We start from the raw sequence: 26511 nt of genomic DNA, 5'->3' as shown, positions 1-26511 counted from the left end.
CTCTACTTCGCCAGCGTGCGGTACTTCTCGTACAGCGCCTGCTGGCGGCTGGTGAGCGGCACCTGCTTTCCTCCCAGCCACATGCCTACCGGGCGGCTGCTCACCTCCAGCGGCTCCCCGTTCCACAGCACCAGGTCCGCCACCTGCCCCGGTGCCACCTGCCCGCCCTCGAGCCCGAAGGCCTCAGTCACGTTGGACGTGATGGCCCGCAGTGCCTCCTCGTACGGCAGGCCCCACGCCACCGCGTTGCCCGCTTCCTGCGTCAGCGTGCGCACCATGTACGGCTCGCCCAGCGTGGAGATGAGCACCTTCACCCCCGCCGCGCTCAACAGCGCCGCCGAGTCCATCCGGCTGTTCAACCCGTCGAAGCTCGACGGCAGGTTCTGCGTGGGCTGCACGATGACGGGCACCTTCGCCGCCACCAGCTCCGGCGCCACCCTCCACGCCTCGCGGCCTCCGGCAATCAGCAGCTTCAGCCCGAACTCGCGCCCGAGCCCCAGCGCCGCCCGGATGTCCGACACCTTGTTGGCCGTCACCACCACCGGCAACGCTCCCGTCAGCACCGGCTGCAGCGCCTCCAGATCCAACCGGCTCGCCGCCAGCTCGCGCATGCGGTTCTGCTCGAACTCCGCCTTGCGCTTGTTGTACTCGCGCGCATCCGACAGCAACTCCCGCAGGCGCTCCAGCACCAGCGCCCTCGGGCCGGACACCGCGTTACGGCCCGTCACCCCCAACTGGATGTGCAGCGCCAGCGGCGCCCGGCGCACCGTGCCATCCGTCCCCACCCACGCGCTCTGCCCGGACACCAGCCCGCCCACCGGCGCCACGCCCGCCGTCGTCACGCCTCCCAGCCTCGCCACCGGGAATGTCTCCGCCGCGGGGTTGAGGCTGTCCACCACTCGCAGCGAGGCACGGATGGGATCCTTCGCCGCCTCGCCACGCAGCGTGTCGTCCACCGTGGTGTCCTCCATCCCCACCTCCACCACCCCCAGGCTGGTGAGCGGATCCACCAGGCCCGGCGTCAACACCCGTCCCTTGCCGTCCACCACGCGGCACCCCGAGGGCACCGCTCCCAGCGCCCCCGCCTGCACCCGCGTCACCTTCCCGTTCTCCACCAGCACCGAGGTGTGGGCCCGCCACGTGCCCCCCGAGAGCACCGCCACGTCCTGGAACGCGGTGCACGCGCCGTCCTTCACCTCCAGCGGCCGCGCACACCCCTCCTCCTTCGAGGGCTCGCAACGCGCCTCCAGCCCCACGTCCTTCAGCGCCGGAGCCGCCGCGGGCCGCACCACCAGCTTCGCCGAGGCCCCGGCACGCTCGCCCAGCTCGAAGTCGCTCGCCTCCACCACGCCACTGTCCGCGTCGAACGTCACGACACCGTCCGCCCAGACGCGCTGCGCACGGGCGTAGACGGACAGCGGGTGGTTCTTCCACAGCACCACGTCCGCCATCTTCCCCGGCTCCAGCGAGCCCGTCCGGTCCTCCACCCCCATCACCCACGCGGCGTGCAGCGTCACCCAGCGCAGCGCCTCCTCCTCCGTCAGCGGAATGCCCGACTCACGCGCCCGCCACAGCGCCTTGCCCGCTTCCTGGTTGAGCCGCTGAATCCCCAGCGCCGAGTCCGAGTGGATGACGGTGCGCCCACCCGCCTGCGACACCAGGCCCGCGTTCTCCGGAATCCCGTCCCAGGCCTCCATCTTGAAGCCCCACCAGTCCGCCCACGTCGCCACCGCCACGCCCTTCTCCGCCAGCCTGTCCCTCACCTTGTAGGCCTCCAGCGCGTGGTGGAAGGCACGGATGGGGTAGCCGAACTCCTCGGCCACCTGCAGCATCACCGCCATCTCGTCCGCCCGGTAGCAGTGGTTCTGCACGAGGATGTTGCCGCGCATCACCTCCACCAGCGTCTCCAGCTGCAAGTCCCTCAGCGGGGCCGGCCCGGCCTCCTCGGGCTTCTTCGCGCGCTTCTTCTCCCAGGCTTCCCAGCGCTCCTGGTACTCGCGCGCCCGGGCGAAAGCCTGCCGGTAGCCCGCCACGTTGCCCATGCGCGTGGCCGGCGCGCGGCGCTGGGCGGCCCCGTAGGCCCGGCGCGGATTCTCCCCGCACGCCATCTTCAGCCCGTCCTTCGCCCCCGGAAAGCGCATCTCCGCCGCCGAGCGGCCAAAGTGCAGCTTCACCGGGAAGGCCCGTCCACCAATCAGGTTCGCGCTGCCCGGCAGCACCAGCAGCGAGGTGATGCCACCCGCCGCCGCCCGGCGCAGGGCCGGGTCCTGCGGCCAGAAGGAGTGCTCGGCGGACACCTCGGCCGTCACCGGGGCCGTGGCCTCGTTCCCATCACTGGTGGAGGTGGTCTCCGGCGAGGCGTACACGCCCAGGTGGCTGTGCGCGTCGATGATGCCGGGCGTCACATACAGCCCTGTTCCATCCACCTCCTCGGCGCCCGGCGGGGTGGCCACCTCCGCGTTGCGCCCCACCGCCACGAGCTTCCCCTCCGCGAAGGCCACCGCCCCGTCCTCGATGGCCGACCCCGAGGCGGGCATCACCGTCGCATGACGCACCACGACCGCGCGTGTCTGGTTCCACGTCCGTGCTGGGACGCTCGGTGAGTAAGCAACCTTTGCAGGGGGGTTGGTAGGAGCAGGTGTGCTCGGGGCAACGGTTGCGCAGGAAGTCAACAACAGCAGAGGTAGGTGGCGGTAGCGCATGGCCGCCCTCGTATCACGCTAGAATCCCAGGCGCCCATGTCCTCCGCGCTCTCCGCCCCCCTCTCCACGCCCCCCATCGCCGTCAAGTGGGCTCGCGGAAACCGGCTCGCGGCATGGCCCTTCTCCCCGGTACCGCCGGACCCCGAGCGCGCTGGCACGCTCTACCCATTCGGTAGTGGAGCGCCGCGCAGTGCACGGGGCCGGACCCCGACGTCGTCCTGGAGCACCCCACCATCAGCCGCCACCACCCGCCGGAAAACCTCCACGCGTCGCCGCGCGAGTACCGCCTCGCGCGGCCCGAGGAGGGCTGAACCCCTCCCCCCTCTCCCCCACCGCCACACCCCGAGCCCATGACCGCAGCCGCCATTCCCATCCACTTTCCCAATCAGTTCCAGGGCCTGTTCCAGCGCGTCGAGTCCACCTACCGCCCCCTCCTGGTGGATGCGCTGAAGAAGGTCCACGCGGCCCCCATCCCCTCGGAGCTGCGGCCCTTCTTCGATCACGTCACCGTGGAGAGCACCCAGCCGGCCTTCATGCTCATCCCCCTGATGTTCCTCGCCGCCGCCGAGGCCTCCGGGGGCATCACCCAGCGGCACATCGACGCCCTGCCGACGATGCTGCTGAGCATGGAGGTGACCGCCATCGTCGACGACACCGTGGACAGGACGCCCATGCGCTCCGGGAGGATGAGCTTCCCCCGGCGTTTCGGCGACGTGAGCGCCACGCCCTTCACCGGCGCCCTGCTCATGCTGATCGCCGAGCAGAACGGCCGCTGCCCTCCCGAGTTCCTCAACGCCACCATCCGCTACGTGCTCGACCTCTTCTCCATGTTCCTCTGGGAGCGGCAGAACACCTACCCGGAGCGGGCCCTGTTCGAGCGCTGGCTGGAGCACCGCTACACGGAGACGCGCGTGGCCACGCAATTCGCCATCGACAGCTCCCTCGCCCTCAACGGCCGTCCCCCCCTGCCGCTCGCCGCCGTGGAGCGCTTCAGCTACATCTTCCAGGACGTGGACGACATCGTCGGCCTGCTCGAGCGCCGCGACGAGCAGGGGGAGAACGATGATCTCCAGATGGGCATCATCACCCGGCCCCTGATGCTGACGCTCGCCCGCCAGCCCGAGTTCGCCCGGAGCGTCGACCAGCTCTGGGACAACTACCGCCCGCTGCTGCATTCCTCGCTGGTCGAGTTCCAGCAACGGCATGCGGAGGTGTCGGACCGGACGCGGGGACTGCATGATCGGATCCGCGACACGCTGCTGGAGATCGGCGTCCCGGAAGCGGTCCGTCACATGGTGGGAGACCTGAAGCAGTGCGTGAAGGAGGCCCCCGCCGAGCTCCGCTCCTTCGTGCATGACCTGGCGCTCTCGGTCATTGATCGCCTGCGCCGCTGCGAGCGCGAGGACCTGAACCTCCTCCTGGAGGAGTGCTTCCGCGACACGCCCCCGGAGGTGGAGACCACGTCCTGGAGGACGCAGAGCGCGCGCAAGGAGCCCCGGACCATCTGTGTCTACTGCTCCTCGAGCGGCGTGGTGGAGCCGTCCTGGTTCGAGCTGGCCTCCAGGCTGGGGGCGGAGATTGGCAAGCGAGGGGACCGGCTCGTCTTCGGTGGCAGCAACACGGGGTTGATGGGCGCGGTGGCCCACGCCACGCGCGAGCACGGAGGCCAGGTCATCAGCGTCATCCCCGAGGTGATGAAAGGCACGCCCTATGTCTTCGAGCCCTCGACCGAGGTGGTGGTCACCCGGGACCTGCGCGCCCGCAAGGCGGCCATGGAGACGCGAGCCGATGCCTTCGTGGTGCTGCCCGGCGGGTTCGGTACGCTGGACGAGACACTGGAGATCATCGCGTCCAAGCAGATGCACATGCACCGCAAGCCCATCGTCTTCGTGAACACGAAGGGCTTCTGGGAGCCGCTGACCGCCCTCTTCGAGCACCTCTTCCGCGAGCGTTTCGCCAGCGCGCAGCACCACCGCCACCTGTACCATATGGCCCCGGATCCAGAGGGTGTCTTCGCCTACCTGGACTCCTACGTGCCCCCGCCCTTTCCCGCCAAATGGTTCTGAGCGCCGACGCCGCCCGAGGAGCAGCAGTGAAGAAGAAGATCACGTTCGTGAGCACCAACCGCGGCAAGGCGAAGGTGCTGGAGAAGTGCCTCGCGGCGGTGGGCTACGAGCTCGAGCGCCTGGAGCTGCCCATCATCGAGCCCCAGGGCAGCACGCTGGAGGCAGTGGCCCTGGACAAGGCGCGGCAGGCGTTCGCGTACTTCGAGGAGCCGCTGGTGGTGGAGGACAGCGGCCTGAGCGTGGACTCGCTGGCCGGCTTCCCGGGCCCGGTGACGAAGTACATGCTGGAGACGATTGGCGTGGCGGGCCTGCTGAGGCTCGCCCATGGGCAGGAGCCGCGGACGTGCCGCTTCGTGGGCGCGCTGGTCTACGTGGACGAGGACGGCGCGCCCCACACCTTCGTGGACAGGCAGGCCGTGGGGAGACTCGCCCTGGAGGCGGATGTCACCCGCGCCGCGGATGCCTGGTCCGCGATGTGGAACGTCTTCATTCCGGAGGGCAGCACGAGCGCGCTCTCCGCGCTGCCACCCGCCGAGCGCGACGCGGTGTTCGCCCGGTGGCAGCCCCAGTCGGTGTACGCGCAGTTCGCGCGGTGGCTGGTACAGCGGGACGAAGGAGCTATCGGGAAGATCGGCGGCGGCGTGCCCTGAGTGGCACGAGCGCCCCCAGCAACAGCCAGGGCGCATCCGCCGCGAAGCCGGAGGTGCAACCGCACCCGGAGTCCTCCAGTCCGCCGCCTGGAGCGGCGTCTACCTGCACGGTGAAGGTACAGCTTGCCGTGTTGCCCGCCGCATCGGACGCCGTGACGCGCACCGGGTGCTCACCCGGAGGGAAGGTGGCGCCAGACGGCGTGCCGTAGCCGAGCGTGACCTCCGAGGCCCCGTCCGTCGCCTGGGCGGGCGAGTAGTGGACCACCGCGCCTCCAGCGCCCGTGGCGACGGCCTCCACGTCCGCCGGGCAGGTGAGCACGGGCGGCGTACAGTCCCCGAAGAAGGCAGGGGACAGCGCGTACGGCTCCCGCCCCCGGCCCTCGGCGTTCGCCGAGTAGTAGAGGGTGCCTCCCGTGTACGTCAGCGCCAGCGGCTCACCGCCCGCAACCCCGGCATCCACCGCCCGCGTTCCCGATTCCGTCCCGTCGCTCACCCAGAGCGTGGCACCGGTGCCATCGTCCGCCGTGAAGAAGAGCCTCGAGTCCGCCGCCGTCAGCTCCCCGGGTGACGCCCCCAGGCTCCCGGCGCGGAGGTCCTTGACGAGCACCGTGCCCGCCTCCGTCCCATCGCTCCTCCACAGCTCGACTCCTCCGTGGCCATCGTCCGCGGCGAAATAGAGCGTGTCCCCCAAGGCCACGAAGGAGTGGGGATTCGAGCCGGTGGCTCCCGCGTGGATGTCCCTGACGAGCCGCGTGCCACCGGACGTCCCATCACTCACCCAGAGCTCGGGACCATGCACCTCGTCGTCCAGGCGGAAGAAGAGCCTGCCCCCCACCGCCGTCAGCTCCTCGGGCGCCGGGTGCAACGGCTTGCCGAAGAGCTCCGTGACGCGCACCGTGCCCGCCTCCGTCCCGTCGCTCCGCCACAGGTCGTCATCGGTGGTGCCGTCGTTGGCCGTGAAGAAGAGCGTGTCCCCCACCCCCGTCAGCCGGCCGGGCCAGGCGCTGGCTTCCGCCGCGGCGATGTCCTTGACGAGCACCGTGCCCGCCTCCGTCCCATCGCTCTTCCACAGCTCGAAACCATGGGTGCCATCATCGGCGGAGAAGTAGAGGGTGTTGCCCACGGCCCGCATGGACCGGGCGGTGATGGAGGTGCCAGTGCCGGGGTGGATGTCCTTGACGAGCCGCGTGCCGTCGAACGTCCCGTCCGTCACCCAGAGCTCGCGGCCCGTCAGATGATCGCCGGTGGCGAGCCAGGCCTTCCCGCCCATCACGACGAGGTCCGTGGGGTTGCCCCCTTCCCGCCCGGCGTTGATCTCCCGGACCATCACCGTGCCCGCTGGCGTCCCATCGCTCCGCCACAGCTCGAAGCCGCGGGTGCCGTCGTTCGCGATGAAGAGCAGCACTCCGTTCAGCCCGGTCAGCAATCCGGGATTCGAGCCCTCGGGTCCGGGCTGGATGTCCTTGACCCGCACCGTGCCGGCTTCCGTCCCATCGCTCTTCCACAACTCGGTGCCGTGCTCCCCATCGTCCGCGACGAAGTAGACCGTCCCGCCGATGCGCAGGAAGGAGCCAGGCGATGCGCCGCCCGCGCCCGGAGACACATCCCCGAGCACCGCGGGAGGACGGCACCCCGGGTGCGGCGTGCCCTCCGCCCGCGCCGGCAAAGCACTCCCCACCGCCAACGCGAGCACCAGGCGCCACACCGCCATCATGGACCGATGAGCCATCCGCTCCCTCCCTTCACGGGGGCGCCACCGCCGGGCACGCTCCCAAAAGACACGGGGGGCACGGGGCCCGGGAATCTCCCGGAAGCCTCGCGCCCCCCGTATGAAAACCCGCTACGTCCGGGCTCGAATCCCTACAGCTCGTCCAGGTCGTAGTACTCCGCCGACGCCTGGTCGTGGTTGCTCACACCACCCACCGCGAGCACCGTACCGTTGTTGAGCAGGGTGGCGGTGTGCTTGTAGCGGTCCACGTTCATGGCGGCCGTCTTCGTCCACTTGCCCGTGGCGGGGTCGTAGAGGTCAGAGGCCGTCTGGATACCGGTCAGCTGGTGGTAACCACCGGCCACCAGCACGCGGCCATCCGGCAGCAGGTTGGCGGTGTGGAACCGGCGCGGCGAGAGCATGCTGCCCGTGGCCGCCCAGGTGTTCGTGGCCGGGTCATACAGCTCGGCCGAGGCGCTCAGCGCCACGTCGATGCCCGAGCCACCGGCGACCAGCACCTTGCCGTTGGGCAGCAGGGTGGCGGTGTGCGAGGCACGGCCCGTGCCCATGGAGGCCACGGTGGTCCACATGCCCGTGGCCGGGTCGTACAGCTCCGCGGAGGTGATGAAGCCATCGGAGGCATCGCTGCCGCCCGTCACCAGCACCTTGCCATCGGGCAGCAGGGTCATGGTGTGGTAGGCGCGGGCCGTGTTCAGGCTGCCGGTATAGGACCAGGTGTTGGTGGCCGGGTCATACAGCTCGGCGGAAGCCAGCGTGTCGCTACCGAACTCACCGGCGCGGCCACCGGCCACGAGCACCTTGCCATTGGGCAGCAGGACCGCGGTGTGGTGGTAGCGCTGGGTGTTGAGGGCACCCGCGGGCCTCCACTTCCCCAGGGCCGGGACGTACAGCTCGGCGGTGGTGCTGGTGATGGGGCACACGCCGCCGCCCGCGATGAGCACGCGGCCGTCAGGCAGCTTCGTGGCGGTGTGACCGCGGTGCGCGCCCAGCGTGTTGCCCGTGGCGGACCAGGTCTTGGTCACCGGATCGTACAGCTCCGAAGTGGTGTTGAAGCCACCGGCCACCAGCACCCGGCCATCGTCCAGCAGGGTGGCGGTGTGCAGCATCCTCGGCAGGGCCATGCTGCCCGTGAGGATCCACCCGCCGTGGCGATCCTCGCACGTGCCGGAGGCACCCGGGACGACCCTGACCGTGCGGGTGGCGGTGCCCACGTTGCCGGCCGCGTCCTTCACCGTATAGGTGAGGGTGTACGTGCCCGCCACGCGGATGTTGACGGAGCCGGACACCGTCACCGTGTGGCTCAGGTCACCGTAGCAGCCGTCGAAGGCCGCCGCGCCCGGATCGAAGTAGGGCTTGCCGCACTCGACCGTCATCGAGTCATAGCCCACCACCGCCACCTCGGGAGCCTGGGTATCGGCCACCGTCACGCGGCTGGTGCAGGCCGCGGTGTTGCTGTAGGCGTCCGCCACGGTGTGCGTCACGGTGGTGCTGCCCACCGGGAAGCGCCCGGCCCCCGGGCTGCTCGAATGGGTCACGAGGCCGCAGGTGTCGGCTCCGGACGCCACGCCCGGATCCACCTCGGCACCGCCATCGACGCACTCGGCCAGCACATTCCCCGGGCAGACGATGGACGGAGCCGTGACGTCGACGACGGTCACCTTCGCCGTGCAGGTGGACTCCAGGCCCGTCACGTCCCTGCAGTGGAGCGTCGTGGTGGTTTCGCCCTGTCCGAAGACGGACGGAGACTGGGTGCAGCCCACCAGGTCGCCATCCGGATCATACGAGCCGTCATCGATGGAGCCCGTCGCGGAGCAAGAGGTGCTGTCGGCCGTCAGGGTCAGGTCCTTGCACTTCGCCACCGGAGCACGGCTGACGACGACGGAGCGGCAGGACGCGCTGCACGAGCCGGTACCATTGGCCGCGCCGGTGTCGCACTGCTCGCCCGGATCCACCGTGCCGTCACCGCACCAGTGCAGGCGGCACACGGACGAGCAGGCCGTGCCCGGCACCCCGTTGCTGTCACCGGTGTCACACTCCTCGGGGTACTGCAGCACGCCGTCGCCACAGCGCACGGGGACGGCTCCCCGGGCGAGGATGTAGGGCACGCCACGCGAACCATCCGCGAAGTCCTTCGAGCCCGGCAGACGCTCGCCGTACACGGGGTCCCTCGCGATGACGAGCGGGGTGAAGTTGGCGGCCGGGTAGTTGTCGAAGGCCTCGTGCACGGAGCAGACCCAGTTGGAGAGCATGCTGTCCGTCAGGCCCGACAGGGCGTCGTGCGTGGCCACGATGTGGGCGTCGTCGTAGCAACCCACGCCCGTCACGGTGAAGGCGCCAAACGGCTCCAGCACCGGCACCGGCGTCCCGGATGCGGAGGTGTGGTAGTAGCAGCTCAGGTTGATATAGGCACCCGTCTTGCCCTCCTGCGCGGTGGCGAACCGGACGGCGTTCCGGGTGACCTGATCCTTGCCGTGGAACACGGGATCCGTGCCCATGATGAGGACGTTGCCATCCACCACGGGGCCCCAGGTGCGGCGGTTGTTCTCCGCCGCGGTGATGAGGCTCAGGCTGCTGCTGCACGTGGCGTCCCCCAGGATGATGGCGCGATAGCCCGCGAAGTCCGCCGAGCTCTTCGCGGCCCACGAGGCGTTGGAGGCGACCTCCACCGTATAGCCCAGGCTCCGCGCGGCCACCGCCTCCACGCTGTTGATGCCCGACGTCACCGTGCTGGCCAGGATGAGCACCTTGTTCGTGCTGCCCACTCCCTGGGGACGCGTGCTCACCGCCGTGGGCGCCACCGGCGCCGGACTCGCGCTCTCCGCCTCCGGCGGCGGCTCGCCACCGCATGCCGCCACCCACAACACGCTCAACGCCAGCAGCACCCCTTGGCGGATGCCGCTTCCCATTCTCGTATGGCTATACGAATACATTAATACCCCATCCCCTCTGCACAGACGCATGGCCGGAACTCCCGCTCCTGAACACAGACGTCCAGGGCAAGACGGGCAAACGTGTTTTTCCAACGGGAGTGCCTGGATAATAAAAACAGGCTTTCAAGGTGCCATCCGGGGCTCGCCGGACTATCGCCTTGATGACGCGTTGGAACCGTGGAGTGTGGGGTGTCGTTCAGGGATGGGTGCGCGTGCCTTCCAGAAAGGCGCCCAAGGTACGTGCGTAGTCCACCATCCCCAAGCGCTGGGGGACGGTGTCATGGTCCGCGCCCTCCACGAGGACGAGCTGCTTGGGCTCGTGGGCCACGGAGTAGAGGTGCTGGGAAAATTCGGGGCGGATGAAATCATCCGCGGTGCCGTGCATCAGCAGCAGGGGCACGCCCTGGAGCGAGGCCACCCGGCCCTCGGTGTCCCAGGAGCCCTTGGAGAAGAAGCCCCCGGGGAGGTCCATGTTGCTGGAGTCGCGCACCAGCCCCTGCACGGAGCTGAAGGGAGACTCGAGGATGAGCGCCGCGGGCGGCTCGTGGGCCGCGAGCTGGGAAGCCACCGCCGAGCCAAAGGAGCGCCCGTAATAGATGATGCGGTCCGCCGGCACGCCGGAGCGCGCGGAGAGCCACGCGAGCGCCGCCTTGCTGTCCTCGAGCAGGCCCGGCTCGGAGGGCGCCACGTTGGTGGAGGTGCCCCAGCCCCGGTAGTCGAAGACGAGCACGTCGTAGCCGAGGTTGGCCAGGCCCTTGGGCCGGGAGATGTGTTGGTTCAGATTGCAGCAGATGCCGTGGAAATAGAGGACGTAGGCGCGGGGCGGCTGCTGCAGGGACTTCACATACGCGGCCCCCAACCGCACCTGCCCGTCCACCACGAGCTCCACCGGCTCTATCTGCTCGGGAGACACCGTCTCCTCGGGCGTGTCGCCCTCGGCGGGCAGCGTGTAATGGTCCACGCGCGTGCGGCTGTAGAGGAAGGGGTCCAGGTCATAACAGGCCCCCACACCCACTCCGGCGCTCAACAACGCGACTGCCAGCAGACGGCGGCTCATTCCTCATCCCCTCCGAAGCGGTAACGCACCCCCAGCAAGGCACCCAGCGCGCCCATGCCGCCAATCCCCTGCCAGTTGGCCGCGTTGAAGCGGGTGGCGTAATCCGGCTGGTACCAGCGCAACTCCAGCTGCACGCCCCACGAGGCCAGCCGCACCTCCTCGCCCACCGCCAGCGACAGCAGGGGCGGCCCGCCCGCCAGCTGCACCAGGCCGGTGGCCGAGGCATAGGTGAGGAAGCGCCCGCCCAGCAGGTAACTGACGGTGGGCGACACCTCGAGGTAGGCGCGCGGGGGGGCCTCCCGCGAGGCCAGCACACTGGTGAAGCCATAGAGGCGTCCACCCAGGGAGAGGGCCGGCACCGCGCCGTCCTGCGCGAGCGCCAGCCAGCTGCCACCCACGTCCAGGCCCGCCACGCCAAAGGTGAGCGAGGTGAGGTGCACATGGGCCGCCACGTCGACGCGCTCGGCCACGCCATAGCGGGCCCCCACGGTGCTCAGCGGCACGGGAATCACCGGCCCCAGGTTCACGAGGGGTCCGCCCAGGGCCCCCTCCACCTGCACGGCGCCGCGGGGCACCGGGCGCACCTGGGTGGTCAACCCGCAGCCCGTGGCGAGCAGGGCGGACAGCAGCAACAGGACGGTTCTCATCACATCCCGTGCCATAGCGGAAGTCGGGCCGGGTTGCCCAGCCCCCCTCCCCTTCAGTCCCACGTCACCTCGTACTCGTTGTCGGTGGGGCTCAGCGGGCGCGAGGTCACCTTGGCGCCCTTCACCTTCGCCACCTCGCACATCGCCTGGAGCCCGCCCTCGGTGTGCAACCGGGGCATCACCTCGTGCTTGACGAGCACACCGCTCCGCGGCCCCGTCAGCGTCACCTTGAGATCCACGTGCTTGGAGGCCGTCTGCATGCCCGTGGGGATGTTGCTGAGCAGCCGCCTCGGGTCCCCCTGCGCCATCAGGATGAGCACCTTGCCCGCCGCCGACGCATAGAAGGACTTCCCTCCCTCGTAACCAATCTCCCACATCGCCCGCTCGAAGCTGCCGAACCGCTCACTCATCCGCCGTGCCGACGCGTAGAGCAGCTTGATGTACGTGTGGTGGGCGTAGTTGAAGAAGTCCAGGAAACGCGCCTCGCCACACACCTCCAGGCACTGCTTGACCGCCTCGTCTCCCTCCAGCCGCCGCACCAGGTCCAACAGGCTGTTGTGGAAGAGCCCTCGCATGAGATCGTCCGGCGAAATCAGCGACAAGCGCCACTTCAACTCCTCGTCTGTACCGAGTTGCAACGGCTGAACGGTGACAGGCGTGTCCATGAACTCCCTTCCGGCACCGGGCGGGCGAGGTGATGGACATCAGGGTAACCCGGTACAGCGGGCGAAGGTAGGGGGTGAAAACGCCGCGGAGAGATTCTTCGAGGGCTCGCGCACCCCGGGAAAAGGCTCCACACGCCCAGAGCGGAAGCGGGGCCGGTGCGGCGGGCAGGGAGGCTCTGTTACGGTGGAGCCATGCCCACGATCCTCGTGCTGGGAGGCTCGGCGGTCGTCCCCTCCCTGCTGTTGCTCTGGTACGTCTACGCCAGGGACAGGAACCCGGAGCCGCGAGGCCTCCTGCTCAAGACGTTCCTGCTGGGAGCGGCCATCTGCGTGCCGGTGGTGCCGGTGGCGATCTGGCTGGAGTCGCTGGGACAGCAGTGGGAGACGGGCGTGTGGAGTACCGCGCTGGTGCGCGCCTTCCTCGGCGCGGCCATCCCCGAGGAGCTCTTCAAGTACCTGGTGCTGCGCTGGTACGTGTGGAACAAGCCGGCCTTCGACGAGCCGCTGGACGGCGTGGTGTATGGCGCCACCGCGTCGCTCGGCTTCGCCACGCTGGAGAACATCCTCTACGTGGGGGATGGAGGCCTGGGGGTGGCGGTGCTGCGCGCCCTCACCGCCGTGCCACAACATGGCTTTACCGGAGTCGTCATGGGCGCATTCCTGGGCCGGGCCCGGTTCGCCCAGGACGAGGCCCAGCGCTTCGGACTGCTGGCCGCCGGACTGGGTTGGGCCATCCTCCTGCACGGCGCCTATGACGCCTTCCTGATGACGGGGACGGGCTTCGCCTTCCTCGCGCTGCCGGCACTGCTGACCTCGGTGGGCTGGGGCCACGGCCTCTACAAGGGGCTCCAGCGCGAGCAGATCCTCCTGGGCACCTCGCTGGTGACCCGGCGATTCAGGGTGGAGGAGCCACTCCAGCTGGAGGAGCCCGCCCGGATGGCCGTGGGAGGCGTGGGTCCCACCACCGTCTCCGCGGAACCAGGCATCGCGCACGTGCCGCTGGCCAACCGTCCGCCTCGCGAGCCCCAGCGCACCTTCTTCTCCTGGCTCAAGCTGGGACTGGGAGGCATCGGCCTGAGCGCCTGTGGGCTGGCGTGGCTGTTCGTCGCCGCCATCCTGCTCGGCGAGCCGGTGGGCGGAGAAGTCGCGGTGCCCGTGGCCATCATCTGCGCCATCCCCACGACCCTCTTCCTGCTCCTCTTCCGCTCGGGGCTGCGCGGCCCGTTCGAAGCGGAGCCGGCGTGAGCGCTACATGACGAGACTCACGCGTGCCAGATGGCCTCGACGCGGGCGCGCACCTGACGCCGCCCCTCGGCGAAACCCGGCAACGGCCGGAGAGGCACGAGCGCCGGGCAGCTGTCGATCCACTCCAGGTCGATGAGCGCCGTCTCCACGGCCCTCCGGAAGTACTTCATCCCCACCTCCGGCTGACCACAGAGGCCCAGGACCTCGGCTCCGAGCTGGCACAGCAGGGTAGCGAACCGCGGGCTGTTCGTCCGGGCGAGCGCCTCTTCGAACATGGGGAGCAACTCGAGCACATCCTCCTCCCCCAGCACCGCGCTGGCATAGCGGCCCACCATGGTGGAGATGAAGTCCGAATCCGTGGCGGCCACGGCCTTGCTGCGCCGCAGATCCTCCATGTCCCGGGTCCACCCGGCGACGCGAACCCGCAACGACTCCGCCGCGGTCCGGTGCATCGGCGACGCGATCAACCGCTCCACCGCCCACCGGTAGTCCTCCATCTGTCCGCGCAGCGCGCTGCAGCGGGCGAGCTCGAACAGTGCCGACACCAGCGTGGGTGACAAGTCGTAGGCCAGGCGCAGCCGCACGAGCCCCTCGTCCGCGCGGCCCGCCTCACACTGGAGGCTGCCCAGGTATTGCAGCGTGGGGGCATGGCAGGGCGCGATGTCCAGGGCCGTGCGCAGGGACGTCACCGCCGTGCGCCAGTCATCCGATTGGGCGGCGAGCATCGCCCGGGCCAGATGCGTCTCGGCATGCTCCGGCGCCAGCCGCAGGGCCCGGTCCACGCTGGAGCGAGCGAGCGCGGCGGGGTCCCACTGGGGTTCCTTCACGCCCATGAACAACACGCGCAGGCTCGCGATGGCATGGAGCGCCACCGCCGGCAGGAAGTCCGGCGCCTGCTCCAGACACGACTCGAGCAGCGCCAGGGGGCCTCCGTCCCGGCCTCCCCGGAAGGCCCCGTGCAGCAGGGAATCCGCCTGGCGGTACAACGCCAGGACATCGGGCGGAGTGCTCGCGCGCCACGCCGAGAGGACCACCTCGCCCCGCAGGCCCTCGGCGATGCGCGGCACCAGCCGGTCCTGCAACTCGAAGGCGTCGGTGGAGGCGTACTCGAACCGGTTACTCCAGACCTGGGTGCCGGACTGCGCCTCCAGCAACCGGACGGAGACGCGCACCGAGGGACCCGCGCTCTGCACCGTCCCCTCCACGACCAGTTCCACCCCGAGCTCGTGCCCCACGGTCCTCGGGTCACGCTCGTTGCGGAAGCGCGCCATCACCCCGGTGCCGGGCACGCGCAGCCCGCGCACCCGGGACAGCTGGTCGATGAGGGCCTCGGTCAGCGAGTCGCCCAGGTACTCGGAATCACGAGGGCCCTGGAAGCGCAGGGGGAGGATGGCCACGCCCTGTTTGGGCACCGGCGTGGAGGTGCGGGGCGTGTGCCGCGTGGCGGACGCCGACGTGAGGGGCGCGGGGGTGTGTCCCCCCGTCATCGGTCCCGGGGTGGGCGGACCCGACAGGGTGGGCTCCCCCACGCTGACGAGCCAATCCCGCAGCGCCCCGGCCACCTCGAGGGCGCTCGCCGGCCGCTCCTCGGGCGCACGGCCGAGGCAGCGGTGCACCAACTCGGCGAGGGGCGGGGGGATGGTGACGCGCTGCCGCAGGTCCGGAGGGAGCTGGCGCAGGCGGGCCATGGCGGCGGCCCACGGGGTGTCCCCGGAGAAGGGCACCTCGCCGGTGAGCAGTTCGTACAGCAACAGCCCCACCGCGTAGAGGTCCGCGCGCGCGTCCACCGGATCGCCGGACACCTGCTCCGGCGCCATGTACATGGGCGTGCCCACGGTGCCCAGGGTGCGCGAGGCGGCCTCCCCCGCCACCGCCCGGGCGATGCCGAAGTCGGTGAGGACGACCCGGCCGCCGGACTCGATGAGAATGTTGGCCGGCTTGAGATCGCGGTGCACCACGCCGGCGGAATGGGCCGCGGCCAGCCCCTCGCAGATGGCCAGGGCGATGCGGGCGGCGCGGGCCGGGGCCAGAGGACGCTCCCGGACGAGCAGCGCGCGCAGGTCCTCGCCCTCGACGAACTCCATGGTGAGGAAGGCCTGGCCCTCATGGGTGCCCAGGTCGTGCATGCGCGCCACGTGGGGGTGGGTGATGCGGCGGGCGAGGCGGACCTCCCGGGTGAAGCGCTCGAGGGCATCCGGGCCGGCGTCCTTGCCGAGCTCGAGCGTCTTGAGGGCCACCACGTCGCCCACGAGGCTGTCGCGAGCCTGGTACACCGTGCCCATGCCTCCCCGGCCGAGCATGCGTACGAGGGAATAGCGCCCGGCGAAGAGCGGCCCGGAGGGGGGCTCCTGGGTAGAGGAGGCCGAGGGGCGGATGAGGGTGCGGTCGCCCCCATCGGGGGCGGAATCAGGGGGTGCGGAGTTCTCGGGCACGGCGACCGCAATCTAACCCGGGGCCCCCCCTACCCGCCATTGACACCGGGTAAGAACCCCCCGCCCACCCGAAGAAGGGTTCCCACAGTAGCCCCGACAGGTATGGATACACTCGGACCCGCGAATATCTGCGACCTGTGAGGACCATCAAGAGTTCGATGAGACGAATGCCTGGAGAGGCCACCCTTTCCCGCCTCAAGAGCCTGACCACCGGACTGCTCGTCATCATCTTTACGTCGGCCTGCATGGGGCCACGCCACGCGACTGCCCCCGGCATCCCGTCCGCAGCCAGCCCAACGTCGTTGACCCCTCTCGCGGACGGGCGCTTTCGCCTTCTCCTGGAGCGTCCACCGCTGAACGCGGAGCCGCTCTCCGTGGCGGAGGCGCGAGCCATGCTCGCCGAGTTCCGAGCCACATGGCCGTCCCCACGGTCGCCGCCGAGGCTGCAACTGGCCGCCTACCCACCTCATGGCCCCCACACCGCCTGGCAGCAGGAACTCTGGCAGGACTACGCCCGTCGCTACGGAACGGACCATCTCCCCATCCCTGAGCAACTCGAGCAACATCGGTTCCGTCTGGCGCTTCAACTGGCCCCCAAGTACATGCCCGATGGCTCCCGCGACGCAGCCCAGGAGCTGCTGACCGATCCTATGTTCGTCACGGGTGTGATGGCGTCCATGACCTTCTATCTGGCGGAATGGTCGGCACCGGAACCGCTCTTCACGAAATCGGCGGCGGTTGCGATGACCCTGGCGCTGATGCTCGTCTTCACAGCGGCGGAAGTGAGGAACGCGGCGGAGGCGCTGTGGTCACTCCACGTCCAAACGCAGCAGGCGCGTACTCTCGCGGAACTGGAAGCCGCCGCGGAGCGATTCGGGAGAGCAGCGGGAGCCACGGTGCTCCGGATCATGGTCATGGTTGCAAGCCGGCAGATGGGCAAACTGCTGCCAGCGGTGCCACCCGGGGGTCCCGGAGGAGTTCGAATGGCTCCGTCCGGCCCTACTCTTCCGAACGGGAGCGCGGTGACGTCCATTCAGGTGGCGGCGGATGGAAGCCTCCTGATGACTGCCGGAACAGGTGCCGGTGTGACGGCCCAATCCACGCGCCAGGGCTCCATTTGCAGTGACCGCAAGGGAGATGGCTATGAGGAGCACCACATGGCCACCAGCCGCAACTCTAAATCCACGCTCCGCGGCGGACCTTGGACGCCCCCGTTCGAAGAACTCTTCGCTGAAGCGGGAATGAGTCTGAAAGACAAGGCCAACATCGTTTATCTCAAAGGCCATTACGGCCCTCATCCGAAAGAATACCACCAACGGATCTACGACCGGCTTCGTCTGGCACTGAGCCGATGCGCTGATGAGGCAAGTTGCAGAGAAGCGCTCGTGGCCGAGCTCAGGATGCTGGCGGAAGAGATCTGCACGCCAGGAAGCATCTTGAACAGCTACCTCACGAAACTCATGTCTTCCCATTAGGGCAGAGCACAAGAGCGATGACACGGTACTTCAGGCTCGTCGATGACAAATCGGTGCCCGAACGCTGGCACCTGAAAAACCCGGTGGATGCGAAGGGAGGTAGGGTCGATCCGTGGCAGTTCGATGCCGGGCGTACCCTGAACGTACAGGGAAGACTCCTCTTCCGAATGAGCGTGCCTGGCAGCCCCCTCGATTTCACCGAGGCAGGCTTCGCCATCCCCGTCATCCACGAGAGGGTCAAAACACTCCTCGAGCGCCTGTCCGTACAAGAGGTCCAGTTCCTCGCAGCCGAGGTCGAGTCACGGTCCGAGCCCTACTTCGTGTTGAATCCAACCCGGCTCATTCCATGCATCGACGAGGCCAGATGCGAGCGGCTCACCCGTTGGGGACCCGAGGATGGAAGGCCCGAGAGGGTCGGTGAGTACCGGGCCGTAGACGGCCTTCGAATCGACCCCACAAAGGTTGGAGGTGCCCGCCTCTTCCGCCTCTGGGGCTGGCCCATGCTCATCGTCTCGGAAGACATCAAAGAGGCCCTGGAACGCGAAGGAGTCACGGGCACGGAGTTCATCGAGGTGTCCTGAGAATCGGATCAAGGCCACGAACCCGCTGCCGAAAATCCATCGGCAGGAGCAGGTTCATGCACCAAGCACCTGGATGAACGAGCATACTCGGTGCTTGAGCACCCCGAAGAGAGGCCCTCGATGACGGACACCTGCATCCGCGATTGCCACGCGCTCGTACCGGACGCCAGCGGCACGCTCACCATCGCCCGCCACCAGGACATCCTGGTGCGCGGCGGCCGCATCGCGGAGATCCGTCCCACCGGTGGACCCCTGGAGCCCGGTGTCACGGTGCTTGAGGGGCAGCGGATGCTCGCCATGCCCGGGCTCATCAACACCCACGCCCACGTCCCCATGGTGCTCTTCCGCGGGCTGGCCGAGGACGTGCCCATCGAGCGCTGGTTCAACGAGTTCATCTGGCCCCTGGAGAGCAACCTCACCGAGGCGGACGTGTACTGGGGCGCGCAGTTGGGCCTGCTCGAGATGCTCGAGGGGGGCGTCACCACGGTGGCGGACCATTACTTCCACATGGACCGGGTGGCCCAGGCGGTGGAGGAGGCCGGCACCCGGGCACACCTGGGGTGGGCGGTGTTCGGCAGCAATGGGCTCAAGGTGCTCGCGGAGACGGCCGCCTTCGCCGAGCGATGGAGGGGCGGAGCCGGGGGCCGCATCACCACCTGCATGGCCCCGCATGCGCCCTACACCTGTGATGACGGCTTCCTGCGCGCCTCCGCCGGGCACGCCAACCGGCTGGGCATTGGCATCCACATCCACGCCGCCGAGGAGATGAACCAGACGAACGCCAGCCTGGAGAAGCGGGGACTGACGCCCATCCAGGTGCTCAAGGACACCGGGGTGCTCGGCGTGCCCACGCTCATCGCCCACGGCTGCGGCCTGCTGCCCCAGGACATCGAACTGCTGGAGAAACATCGCGCGAGCGTGGGGATTGCCCACGCCCCGAAGACGTATCTCAAGCTGGCGATGGGAATGACCCCCATCCGGGCTCTGCGCAGGGCTGGAATCGCGGTGGGCCTGGCGACGGATGGAGCGGTCAGCAACAACACGCTCGATGTCTTCGAGAGCCTGCGCCTCATGACGATGATGCAGAAGCACGAGGCGATGGACCCCGAGGTGATGCCCATTCCCGAGGCGCTCGACATCGCCACGCGGGGCAGCGCCGCGGCGCTGGGGATGGGGGACCGGATTGGGAAGCTCGCGCCCGGCTACCAGGCGGACATCATCCTCGTGGACACGAGGGGTACGCACTGGCAGCCGCCGCACAACCTCACGGCCGGACTGGTGTACAGCGCACGAGCCAGCGACGTACACACCGTCATGGTGGATGGCCGCATCATCATGCGCGAGCGTCGCCACCTCACGCTCGACAAGGAGCGCATCCTCAATGAGGTGGCCAGCACCATGGAGCGCTTGGCCAAACGCGTGCCCGAGTCACGGATTCAGAGCTACAAGCCGTGAGGCACTCTGCTGCGAAGGAGAAATACCGGATCAATGTTCCATGAGGCGTGCGAATGAGGCAATGCGCTCGTGAAGCACGGGAGCTAACGGGCGCTGGAGGGATTCGTGAAGCGCCAGAAGCTGTCGAAGAATGCTCGCAGTGTCCTGAGCAAAGGCGAGCGGGAGCTGTTCAAAGAAGGGCCAGAGCACCTCAATCGCTTCTTCTAGGGCAGCGAGAGCCTCCTCTCTTCTTCCCAATTCTCTCAACCAGTTGCCCAGGTTATTAAGGCTTACGGCAAGGTCGGGCTGGAAGACATTCGGATTGCGCTCCGCCAGGGCGCGACGAATTTTGACAACCTCCTTCGTCGTCTCCAGCGCCTCCTCCCCTCTCCCCACTTTGCTCAACATGGTGCCCAAGTTGTGCAGGCTTCCTGCAAGGTTGGGCAGGAAGACATCCGGATTGCGCTCCACCAGGGCGCGACGAATTTTGACAGCCTCCTTCGTCGTCTCCAGCGCATCCTCCCCTCTTCCCACTTCGCTCAACATGGTGCCCAAGTTGTGCAGGCTTCCTGCAAGGTCGGGCAGGAACGCGTCCGAGTTGTGCTCCGCCAGGGATCGGTAGGCTGCGACGGCCTCCTTCGCTGCCGCCAACGCCTCCTCTCTTCTTCCCAGTTCTCTCAATCTATTGCCCAAGTTGTTGAGGCTTCCAGCGAGGTCGGGCCGAAAGGCGTCCGGGTTGTGCTCCGCCAGAGCGCGACGAAGCTCAACAGACTCTCTCGTAGCCTCCAGCGCATCATCCCCTCTTCCCACTTCACTCAACGTGGTGCCCAGATTGTTGAGGCTTCCAGCGAGATCGGGCCGGAAAGCGTCCGGGTTGCGCTCTGCCAAGTCTCGGTAAACTGAAACAGCGTCCATCACCGCATCCAGCGCTTCCTCTCTTCTTCCCAAGTTGCTCAACCTGGGACCCAGGTTGCTAAGGCTTGCAGCGAGGTAGGGCCGGAAGGCATCCGGGTTGCGCTCCGCCAGAGTTCGGTAGACTACAACGGCCTCCCTCGCCACATCCAACGCCTCCTCCCTTCTTCCCAGTTCGCTCAACATGAGGCCCAGGTTGTTGAGGCTTGCAGCAAAATCAGGCAGGAAGGCGTCCGAGTTGCGCCCCGCCAAGGCTCGGTAAACTACGACGGCCTCCCTCGCCGCATCCAGCGCCTCCTCCCTTCTTCCCAGTTCGCTCAACATGAGGCCCAGGTTGTTGAGGCTTGCAGCAAAATCAGGCAGGAAGGCATCCGGGTTGCGCTCTGCCATGGGTCGACGGAGTTCAACGGCCTCCCTCGCCGCATCTAACGCATCCACTCTTCTTCCCAGTTCGCGCAATATGAGGCCCAGGTTGTTGAGACTCATGGCGAGGTCGGGCCGGAAGGCGTCCGGACTGCGCTCCTCCAGAACTCGGTAGACTGCGACGGCATGCTTTGCCGCCTCCAATGCCTCCCCCCTTCTTCCCAGATTGAGCAACATGGCGCCCAGGTTGCTGAGACTCATGGCGAGGTCGGGCCGGAAGGCGTCCGGGTTGCGCTCCGCCAGGGCTCGATGAAGTTCGACAGCCTCTCTCGTCGCCTCCAGCGCCTCCTCCCTTCTTCCCAATTCGCTTAACATGGTGCCCAGGTTGCCGAGACTCATGGCGAGGTCGGGCCGGAAGGCGTCCGGGTTGCGCTCCGCCAGGGCTCGATGAAGTTCGACAGCCTCTCTCGCCGCATCCAGCGCCTCCTCCCTTCTTCCCAGATTGCTCAACCTGTTACCCAAGTTGCTACTCAGCCGCGCCCGTTCTGAGAGTCCTCGCTCCTCCTTCGATATCGGTGAACCATGCAGGAGCGTGCGACTCGTCCACTCGGCGACCCTACGAAGCGAAACAGTCGACACAGGAATACCTGCTGACTCCAACTCAAGGGCCAGCTTCACATCACCGCATGCCGCAAGCCGGTCGGCCAGTATGTCGCCGAGTACTGAGAAGGCGGTACGCAATCCAATGGACTTCGCTGCATCCAGCGCAAGGAGGGCGCGAGCATCCAACGGGCCAGCAAGGAGTCGTTCGAGCCATGGCCGAGCAACCTCAGGATGGGTAGCGGATGCACGTCCAAGCACTTCCAGCCCCGTGCGCACTATCTGGGATTCCTCATCGGAAGGGAACACTCGGTCGATCCAATCCGGCGGAAGACGCTCTCCATGAAGCTTCGGCGAGGTGGCTCGGAGAATCATCCCTTCGCCCATGAGGTCTGGCTCCAAGGCAGGAAGGAACATGGAAGCGCCTTCGTCCGTCCGCTGATAGATCCGCTGAAGCAAAAGAAGCAGTTCCCTCTCATCCTTGGAGAAGGAATCATCAAGGAGCCGACGAGCAACGGCCGCCGCAGCGGAAAAGTCCGCAAACCCTCCACGAAGCGTGGCCGCAGCAACCATCTGGCGAGCCAATGAGCGTTGCAGCGAAAACGCCACGTCAGACTGCCGGGCGCGCACTTCCCAAAAGCGCTCTTCGTGGTCGAGGCTCACGTCCATCAACGTGTTCGCTTCGAATGGAAGTCCCTCCACCGATGCAAGCGCAGCCATATGCAGGTAGAGCACCCGCTCGAAATGTTCGTCACTGAGCGAGGGCGGAGAGCGTTTCACGTACACCTTGCCTTGCCTCGCGGCGAACCTCTCCGCTGCCTCGTGGAACACCTGCTCGCGCTCGGCCAGATTCATCGCCAATGGCAACAATTCACGTAGAGGCGTCGCATCAAGCAATGCCTCCAAGGACGTGTCAGCCTGCCGCAGCGACTGCCACCAATCGCCACTATTGCGAGCCAGGAGCAAGAGACGCATCTGGCGGAGGACGCCCGTGCCCTCCTGCTTCGAGTAGTGAAGAATGCGAAGGAGAACCTCGCGCAGATCGGAGCGACTCTCTGCATAATCGAGCACCACCAGCACAGGTTGCCCGAGCGACCACAAACGCTCGAACCAATCGCCGGAGACCACCTTCGGCAGGAAACCAGCGGCCCAACCCCTGGCCCTCCGACGACGTGTCCATTCCATAGCCAACCGCGTCTTGCCCACACCACCCTCGGCATGGAGCAACCGCACCGCGACTGGCGGTCCTTCGTCGCACCAGCGCTCGAACTCCGCGAGGATTTCCTCTCGTCCTCGCTCGTGGAAGAGCACTACCTCGTAGCGTGCATTGAGGAGCGCAGACGGAGGCGGGTTCTCCGGTAGCGTCGCCTCGGTTCCAGGCACCAGGATGTCGTCAACTCCAGGAACCACTTCCACGTCGAGGTTCTCGCGGAGGAATGCCAACAGGCACTCGGCCGATGCCCGGGCGGCGAACTCCTTGAATTGGTCGTCGCGCCCATGGTTGGCGAAGTCCATCACACCCTTCATCACCAACGCGTCGAGCTTCCGGTCCCGTTGAGCATGAGCCAGAGCGCCAAGGGCCGCGGCCTCCATCTCCAGACCCAGCGTCTTGCGCATGTGCTCGGAGATGAAACTCCAGACCGCCTCGTCCTCGACGACCTGGTTACCGCTGCCCATGGGTGCGACATGGACTTTGAAAGGAACCAGCGAACCCGAAGGAGAGATATCGGGAAACCGGTTGCGATGCTTGATGAGAATCCGGCCGATATGCTTCCTTCCCTCTTCGGTGAGAATGAGCGCGCCATCCTGGACGTGGCCGGACGTCCAGAGTGACTCGATGACCTTCTCCCACTGCGAGCAGGCCTCATGGCATTCGGGAAGTGTCGATGGATCCGCGATGCCCTCATGCAGCTTCGCCAGTACCCAGTTCTCCTGCCACTCGTAGGGGATTGGGCGGCGCTTCCACCAGTCCGTGTCCTGGAAGCGTGAGGCGAAGCCGAAGTGCTCGAGCGCCACCTTCCAATCGTCGCGGAGGTTGTACGTCTTGAGGTCCTGCTGCACCTCCTCGGGGAGCCGCTTGCCGGTGTCGTGGAAGAACAACCGCTCCGCCGCGATCACATCCCCGAGATTCGTCTTGCCGGGGCGTCCCGCGCACACGCCACACATCGCCACGCACCGGGGGCCGTAAGCCGCCACCAAGGGAAGCAGCGCGTTCGTCGCCGCCACTCCACCCATGTCCCCCGCCTGTGCCACTGCCACGCGGAGTCCACGGTTCCCCTTGCCATAGAACGTACGGAATGCGACCGGAAGACCGTTGGGACCGTTCTCCTGCTCCCAGCGACTCCCCACCCAAGCGCCAGCCTCCACCTGAAGCGCCGCCTGGTACTCCAGCGTTATCGCCGTCAGGATCACCACGTCGACCCTCCGCGTACCACCCCCGCTCGTGGACATGGGTGGAGCGTACCAATGCCGCGCGCCCCCACAAGCAGCGCCGCCATCCGCTGACCGGTGTTCCGCAGTCCCCTGTTCACGGCATCGGGGACCGCTGCTCAGAGGCCAGGATGACATGGGCTCCGGGACAATCCCGGAGCCCGGGGTCAGCCCCTGCTCTGTAAATCCTCGCCCGAGCCCGTCGTGACGCGAGAGCAGAGGCGTGAGCATGTCCGTCGCCCCCGTGAAGGAGGAGGAAGCGATGGAAATGAAGGAGCAGGCGGAGAAGTTCCGGCGGCAGGTACTCGAGCGGGGCGAAGTGGGCCCGCGTACGCGCTACACGCAGGAGCAGAGACAGGAAGCGGTGGCGTACATGCGAGCGCGCCAGCAACAGGGGGCGAGCAGGGAGGAAGCGGCGAAGGAGTTGGGCGTGAGCAGTTGGACGCTCAGCCGCTGGGGCAGCGCAGCTCGCCGTGCCACTCATGAGGAGCCCGCGAGGGCAGCGCTGGTCCCCGTGGAGGTGAAGGACGCGCGCCCCGAGGCCAGAAGAGGAGGGCTGGTGGCGCACGGGCCCGGAGGAGTACGGGTAGAGGGCCTGTGCGTTGAGGACGCGGTGAGGTTGCTGCGAGGGCTGCTGTGATTGGCTCCACGCGCAGGCTCGCGGTGTACGCCTACGGGCAGCCGTGCGACATGCGCAAGAGCTACGACGCGCTGAGCGGGCTGGTGACGCAGGCACTGGGCCGCGACTTCCTCTCGGGCGACGTCTTCCTCTTCGTGGGACGGGACAGGAAGAGGGCCAAGGCGCTCTTCTGGGACGGCACCGGGCTGTGCCTGTACGCCAAGCGGCTGGAGAAAGGACGCTTCGCGCCGCTGTGGCAGCCAGAGAGCGACAAGCCGCCGCTGGTGCTGACGGTGTCGGAGTTGGCCCTGTTTCTGGAGGGCAGCGAGCTGGTGGGACGAGCGCCGCTGTCGCCCGCGCCGTACACGCTGGCGCCGCTCTTCCAGCCGGAGGACGCTGGGGCGGTGACTTCGTGAGTCATGCCGCGCGCACTACTTGCGCGGGCGGGTGCTGGCATGGCACTACCCGCGCATGAGCTTCCAGCTTACGACGGAGAAGGACGTGGAGAGGCTGCGCCAGGCGGCCCTCCTGTTGGAGGCGGAAAACAGACGCCTGGTGGCGCGCGTGGTGGAGCTCACGCGCAAGCTGATGAGCGCCCAGGGCAAGGACGCCGAGGAGTTGCAGCTGCGTTTGCAGGAGTTGGAGCGGCAGCTCGCGCAGCGCACCGGCGAGCTGTTTGGCCGCTCCAGCGAGAAGCGCCCCCAGCGCGAGCAGGACGAGGGGAACAAACCCGAGCCGCCCACGCACGGCCACGGCCCGCGCGCCCAGCCCACGCTGCCGACGCTGGAGGTGGAACACACGCTGGAGGAGCCCGACAAGCAGTGTCCCAAGTGCGGCGGGGCGCTGGCGCAGATGAAGGGCTGCTACGAGGAGGCCGAGGAGGTGGACGTGGTGGAGCGGCGCTTCGTGCTGCGCCGCCACAAGCGCCAGAAGTATCGCTGCGGCTGCGGCGGGTGCGTGGAGACGGCCCTGGGCCCGCCCAAGCTCCAGGCCGGTGGGCGCTACTCCGTGGACTTCGCCGTGGAGGTGGCCGTGGCCAAGTACCTCGACCACATGCCCCTGGAGCGGCAGGTGGGAAGCATGGAGCGCGAGGGGCTGGTGGTGGACAGCCAGACACTCTGGGACCAGATTGACGCGCTGGCGCGGTTGCTGTCGCCCGCGCACGAGGCGCTGCACGCGGCGCTGCTGACGCGCGAGATTCTGGGGGGAGACGAGACGCGCTGGCCGCTGCTGGGCAGCAAGAGCCAGACGCGCTGGCACGCCTGGGCGCTGTGCGCCCCCGACGCAGTGGTGTACCGGATACAGGAGGGCCGGGACACCGAGGCCGCGCGCAACATGCTCCAGGATTATGGCGGAATCCTCATGGTGGATGGGCTGAGCACCTACGAGAGCGCCGCCGCGGGCTCCGGGGGGAAGCTGACCCTGGTGAACTGCTGGATGCACGCGCGGCGCAAGTACGTGGAGTGCGTGGAGGCCTTCCCCCAGGCCGAAGAGGCTCTGGAGATGATTGCCGGGCTGTACGCAGTGGAGCGCGAGTACAAGGAGGGACCCGAGAGCCTGGAGCGCCTGCTGGAGCTGCGACAGCACAAGAGTCGTACCATCATCGAGCGGCTGCACCAGTGGGCGTGCGAGCAGCGCGCATTGCCCCAGTCGGCGCTGGGCCAGGCAATCAAATACATGAGCAACCGGTGGACGGGGCTGACGCGGTTTCTGACGGACCCGCGGGTGCCGCTGGACAATGGGGCCACCGAGCGCGCCATGCGCGGGCTGGCGCTGGGGCGCAAGAACCACTACGGCAGCCGGAGCCGGCGTGGCACCGAGGTGGCGGCCCTCTACTACAGCCTGATGGAGACGGCGAAGCTGGGCGGGGTGGACCCCAAGCGCTACCTGCGAGAGGCCGCGCTGGCGGCCCTGCGCGGGGAAGCGATTCCCCTGCCCAACCAGCTCGCGCAGTCCGCTGCGGGCTGACTCGCC

General features: G+C 68.0%; 17 protein-coding genes. 9 read left to right on the top strand and 8 right to left on the bottom strand.

From position 1 onward, the window contains the following. Positions 1-2 precede the first annotated feature (2 nt). Complete coding sequence (locus BO221_RS57350; RefSeq protein ID WP_304528714.1) at positions 3-2537, bottom strand: amidohydrolase family protein; 2535 nt, start codon at positions 2535-2537, stop codon at positions 3-5. A 515-nt stretch (positions 2538-3052) separates the two neighbouring features. On the opposite strand from BO221_RS57350, the gene BO221_RS52600 reads away from it, so the two are divergent. Both BO221_RS52600 and BO221_RS17905 read left to right on the top strand, forming a co-directional pair. Beyond that, positions 3053-4768 (top strand): TIGR00730 family Rossman fold protein, encoded by a 1716-nt coding sequence (locus BO221_RS52600; protein WP_083681132.1) that lies wholly within the window; start codon positions 3053-3055, stop codon positions 4766-4768. A gap of 26 nt (positions 4769-4794) precedes the next feature. Further along, the gene (locus BO221_RS17905) at positions 4795-5418 is read left to right on the top strand and encodes a non-canonical purine NTP pyrophosphatase (RefSeq protein WP_073561665.1); all 624 of its coding nucleotides are present in this window, start codon (positions 4795-4797) and stop codon (positions 5416-5418) included. On the opposite strand, the gene BO221_RS17900 is transcribed toward BO221_RS17905, so the two are convergent. The 5 genes from BO221_RS17900 to BO221_RS17880 form a co-directional block, all read right to left on the bottom strand. After that, a complete protein-coding gene (locus BO221_RS17900; RefSeq protein WP_083681130.1) occupies positions 5387-7147 on the bottom strand; it encodes an ELWxxDGT repeat protein in 1761 nt (586 codons plus the stop codon). The two genes, BO221_RS17905 and BO221_RS17900, sit on opposite strands and share 32 nt — an antisense overlap. A 131-nt stretch (positions 7148-7278) precedes the next feature. Beyond that, the gene (locus tag BO221_RS17895) at positions 7279-10053 is read right to left on the bottom strand and encodes a kelch repeat-containing protein (protein ID WP_233166095.1); all 2775 of its coding nucleotides are present in this window, start codon (positions 10051-10053) and stop codon (positions 7279-7281) included. 220 nt (positions 10054-10273) lie between these two features. After that, on the bottom strand, positions 10274-11134 hold the full coding sequence (locus tag BO221_RS17890) for an alpha/beta hydrolase (protein ID WP_073561662.1): 861 nt from the start codon (positions 11132-11134) through the stop codon (positions 10274-10276). After that, a complete protein-coding gene (locus tag BO221_RS17885; protein ID WP_143195515.1) occupies positions 11131-11781 on the bottom strand; it encodes a hypothetical protein in 651 nt (216 codons plus the stop codon). The genes BO221_RS17890 and BO221_RS17885 overlap by 4 nt, the downstream gene beginning before the upstream one ends. A gap of 53 nt (positions 11782-11834) precedes the next feature. After that, positions 11835-12446 (bottom strand): TIGR02265 family protein, encoded by a 612-nt coding sequence (locus BO221_RS17880; protein ID WP_073561660.1) that lies wholly within the window; start codon positions 12444-12446, stop codon positions 11835-11837. A gap of 192 nt (positions 12447-12638) precedes the next feature. On the opposite strand from BO221_RS17880, the gene BO221_RS17875 reads away from it, so the two are divergent. After that, complete coding sequence (locus tag BO221_RS17875) at positions 12639-13691, top strand: PrsW family intramembrane metalloprotease (protein WP_073561659.1); 1053 nt, start codon at positions 12639-12641, stop codon at positions 13689-13691. Positions 13692-13708: 17 nt separating this feature from the next. On the opposite strand, the gene BO221_RS17870 is transcribed toward BO221_RS17875, so the two are convergent. Continuing rightward, positions 13709-16123 (bottom strand): serine/threonine-protein kinase, encoded by a 2415-nt coding sequence (locus tag BO221_RS17870; protein WP_233166093.1) that lies wholly within the window; start codon positions 16121-16123, stop codon positions 13709-13711. A gap of 167 nt (positions 16124-16290) precedes the next feature. On the opposite strand from BO221_RS17870, the gene BO221_RS17865 reads away from it, so the two are divergent. The 3 genes from BO221_RS17865 (at position 16291) to BO221_RS17855 (ending at position 19634) form a co-directional block, all read left to right on the top strand. Then, positions 16291-17598: an AHH domain-containing protein gene (locus tag BO221_RS17865; RefSeq protein ID WP_158079869.1), complete on the top strand. Its 1308-nt coding sequence runs from the start codon at positions 16291-16293 to the stop codon at positions 17596-17598. Between the two features lie 17 nt (positions 17599-17615). Continuing rightward, complete coding sequence (locus BO221_RS17860; RefSeq protein ID WP_073561657.1) at positions 17616-18179, top strand: imm11 family protein; 564 nt, start codon at positions 17616-17618, stop codon at positions 18177-18179. 120 nt (positions 18180-18299) lie between these two features. Then, entirely contained in the window at positions 18300-19634 is a 1335-nt protein-coding gene (locus BO221_RS17855; RefSeq protein WP_073561656.1) for an amidohydrolase, read from the top strand. A gap of 30 nt (positions 19635-19664) precedes the next feature. Here the strand turns inward: BO221_RS17855 and BO221_RS17850 are convergent, their stop codons facing one another. Then, positions 19665-23903, bottom strand: a complete 4239-nt coding sequence (locus BO221_RS17850; RefSeq protein ID WP_073561655.1) for a tetratricopeptide repeat protein — start codon at positions 23901-23903, stop codon at positions 19665-19667. Between the two features lie 244 nt (positions 23904-24147). On the opposite strand from BO221_RS17850, the gene BO221_RS17845 reads away from it, so the two are divergent. From BO221_RS17845 to BO221_RS17835, 3 genes are read left to right on the top strand one after another with little or no spacing between them, the layout of a single operon-like run. Further along, positions 24148-24558 carry a helix-turn-helix transcriptional regulator gene (locus tag BO221_RS17845; RefSeq protein WP_073558437.1) on the top strand — a complete coding sequence of 137 codons (411 nt, stop codon included), beginning with the start codon at positions 24148-24150 and terminating at the stop codon, positions 24556-24558. Next, positions 24555-24953: an IS66 family insertion sequence element accessory protein TnpB gene (gene tnpB / locus BO221_RS17840; RefSeq protein WP_083680609.1), complete on the top strand. Its 399-nt coding sequence runs from the start codon at positions 24555-24557 to the stop codon at positions 24951-24953. The genes BO221_RS17845 and tnpB overlap by 4 nt, the downstream gene beginning before the upstream one ends. 55 nt (positions 24954-25008) lie before the next feature. Beyond that, the gene (locus tag BO221_RS17835; protein ID WP_143195195.1) at positions 25009-26505 is read left to right on the top strand and encodes an IS66 family transposase; all 1497 of its coding nucleotides are present in this window, start codon (positions 25009-25011) and stop codon (positions 26503-26505) included. Positions 26506-26511: the final 6 nt, after the last annotated feature.

Source organism: Archangium sp. Cb G35 (genome assembly GCF_001896145.1).
Lineage (GTDB): Bacteria > Myxococcota > Myxococcia > Myxococcales > Myxococcaceae > Archangium > Archangium violaceum.
Note: the sequence above shows the minus strand (reverse complement) of the source record. Positions and strands in the feature narration are given on the sequence as shown.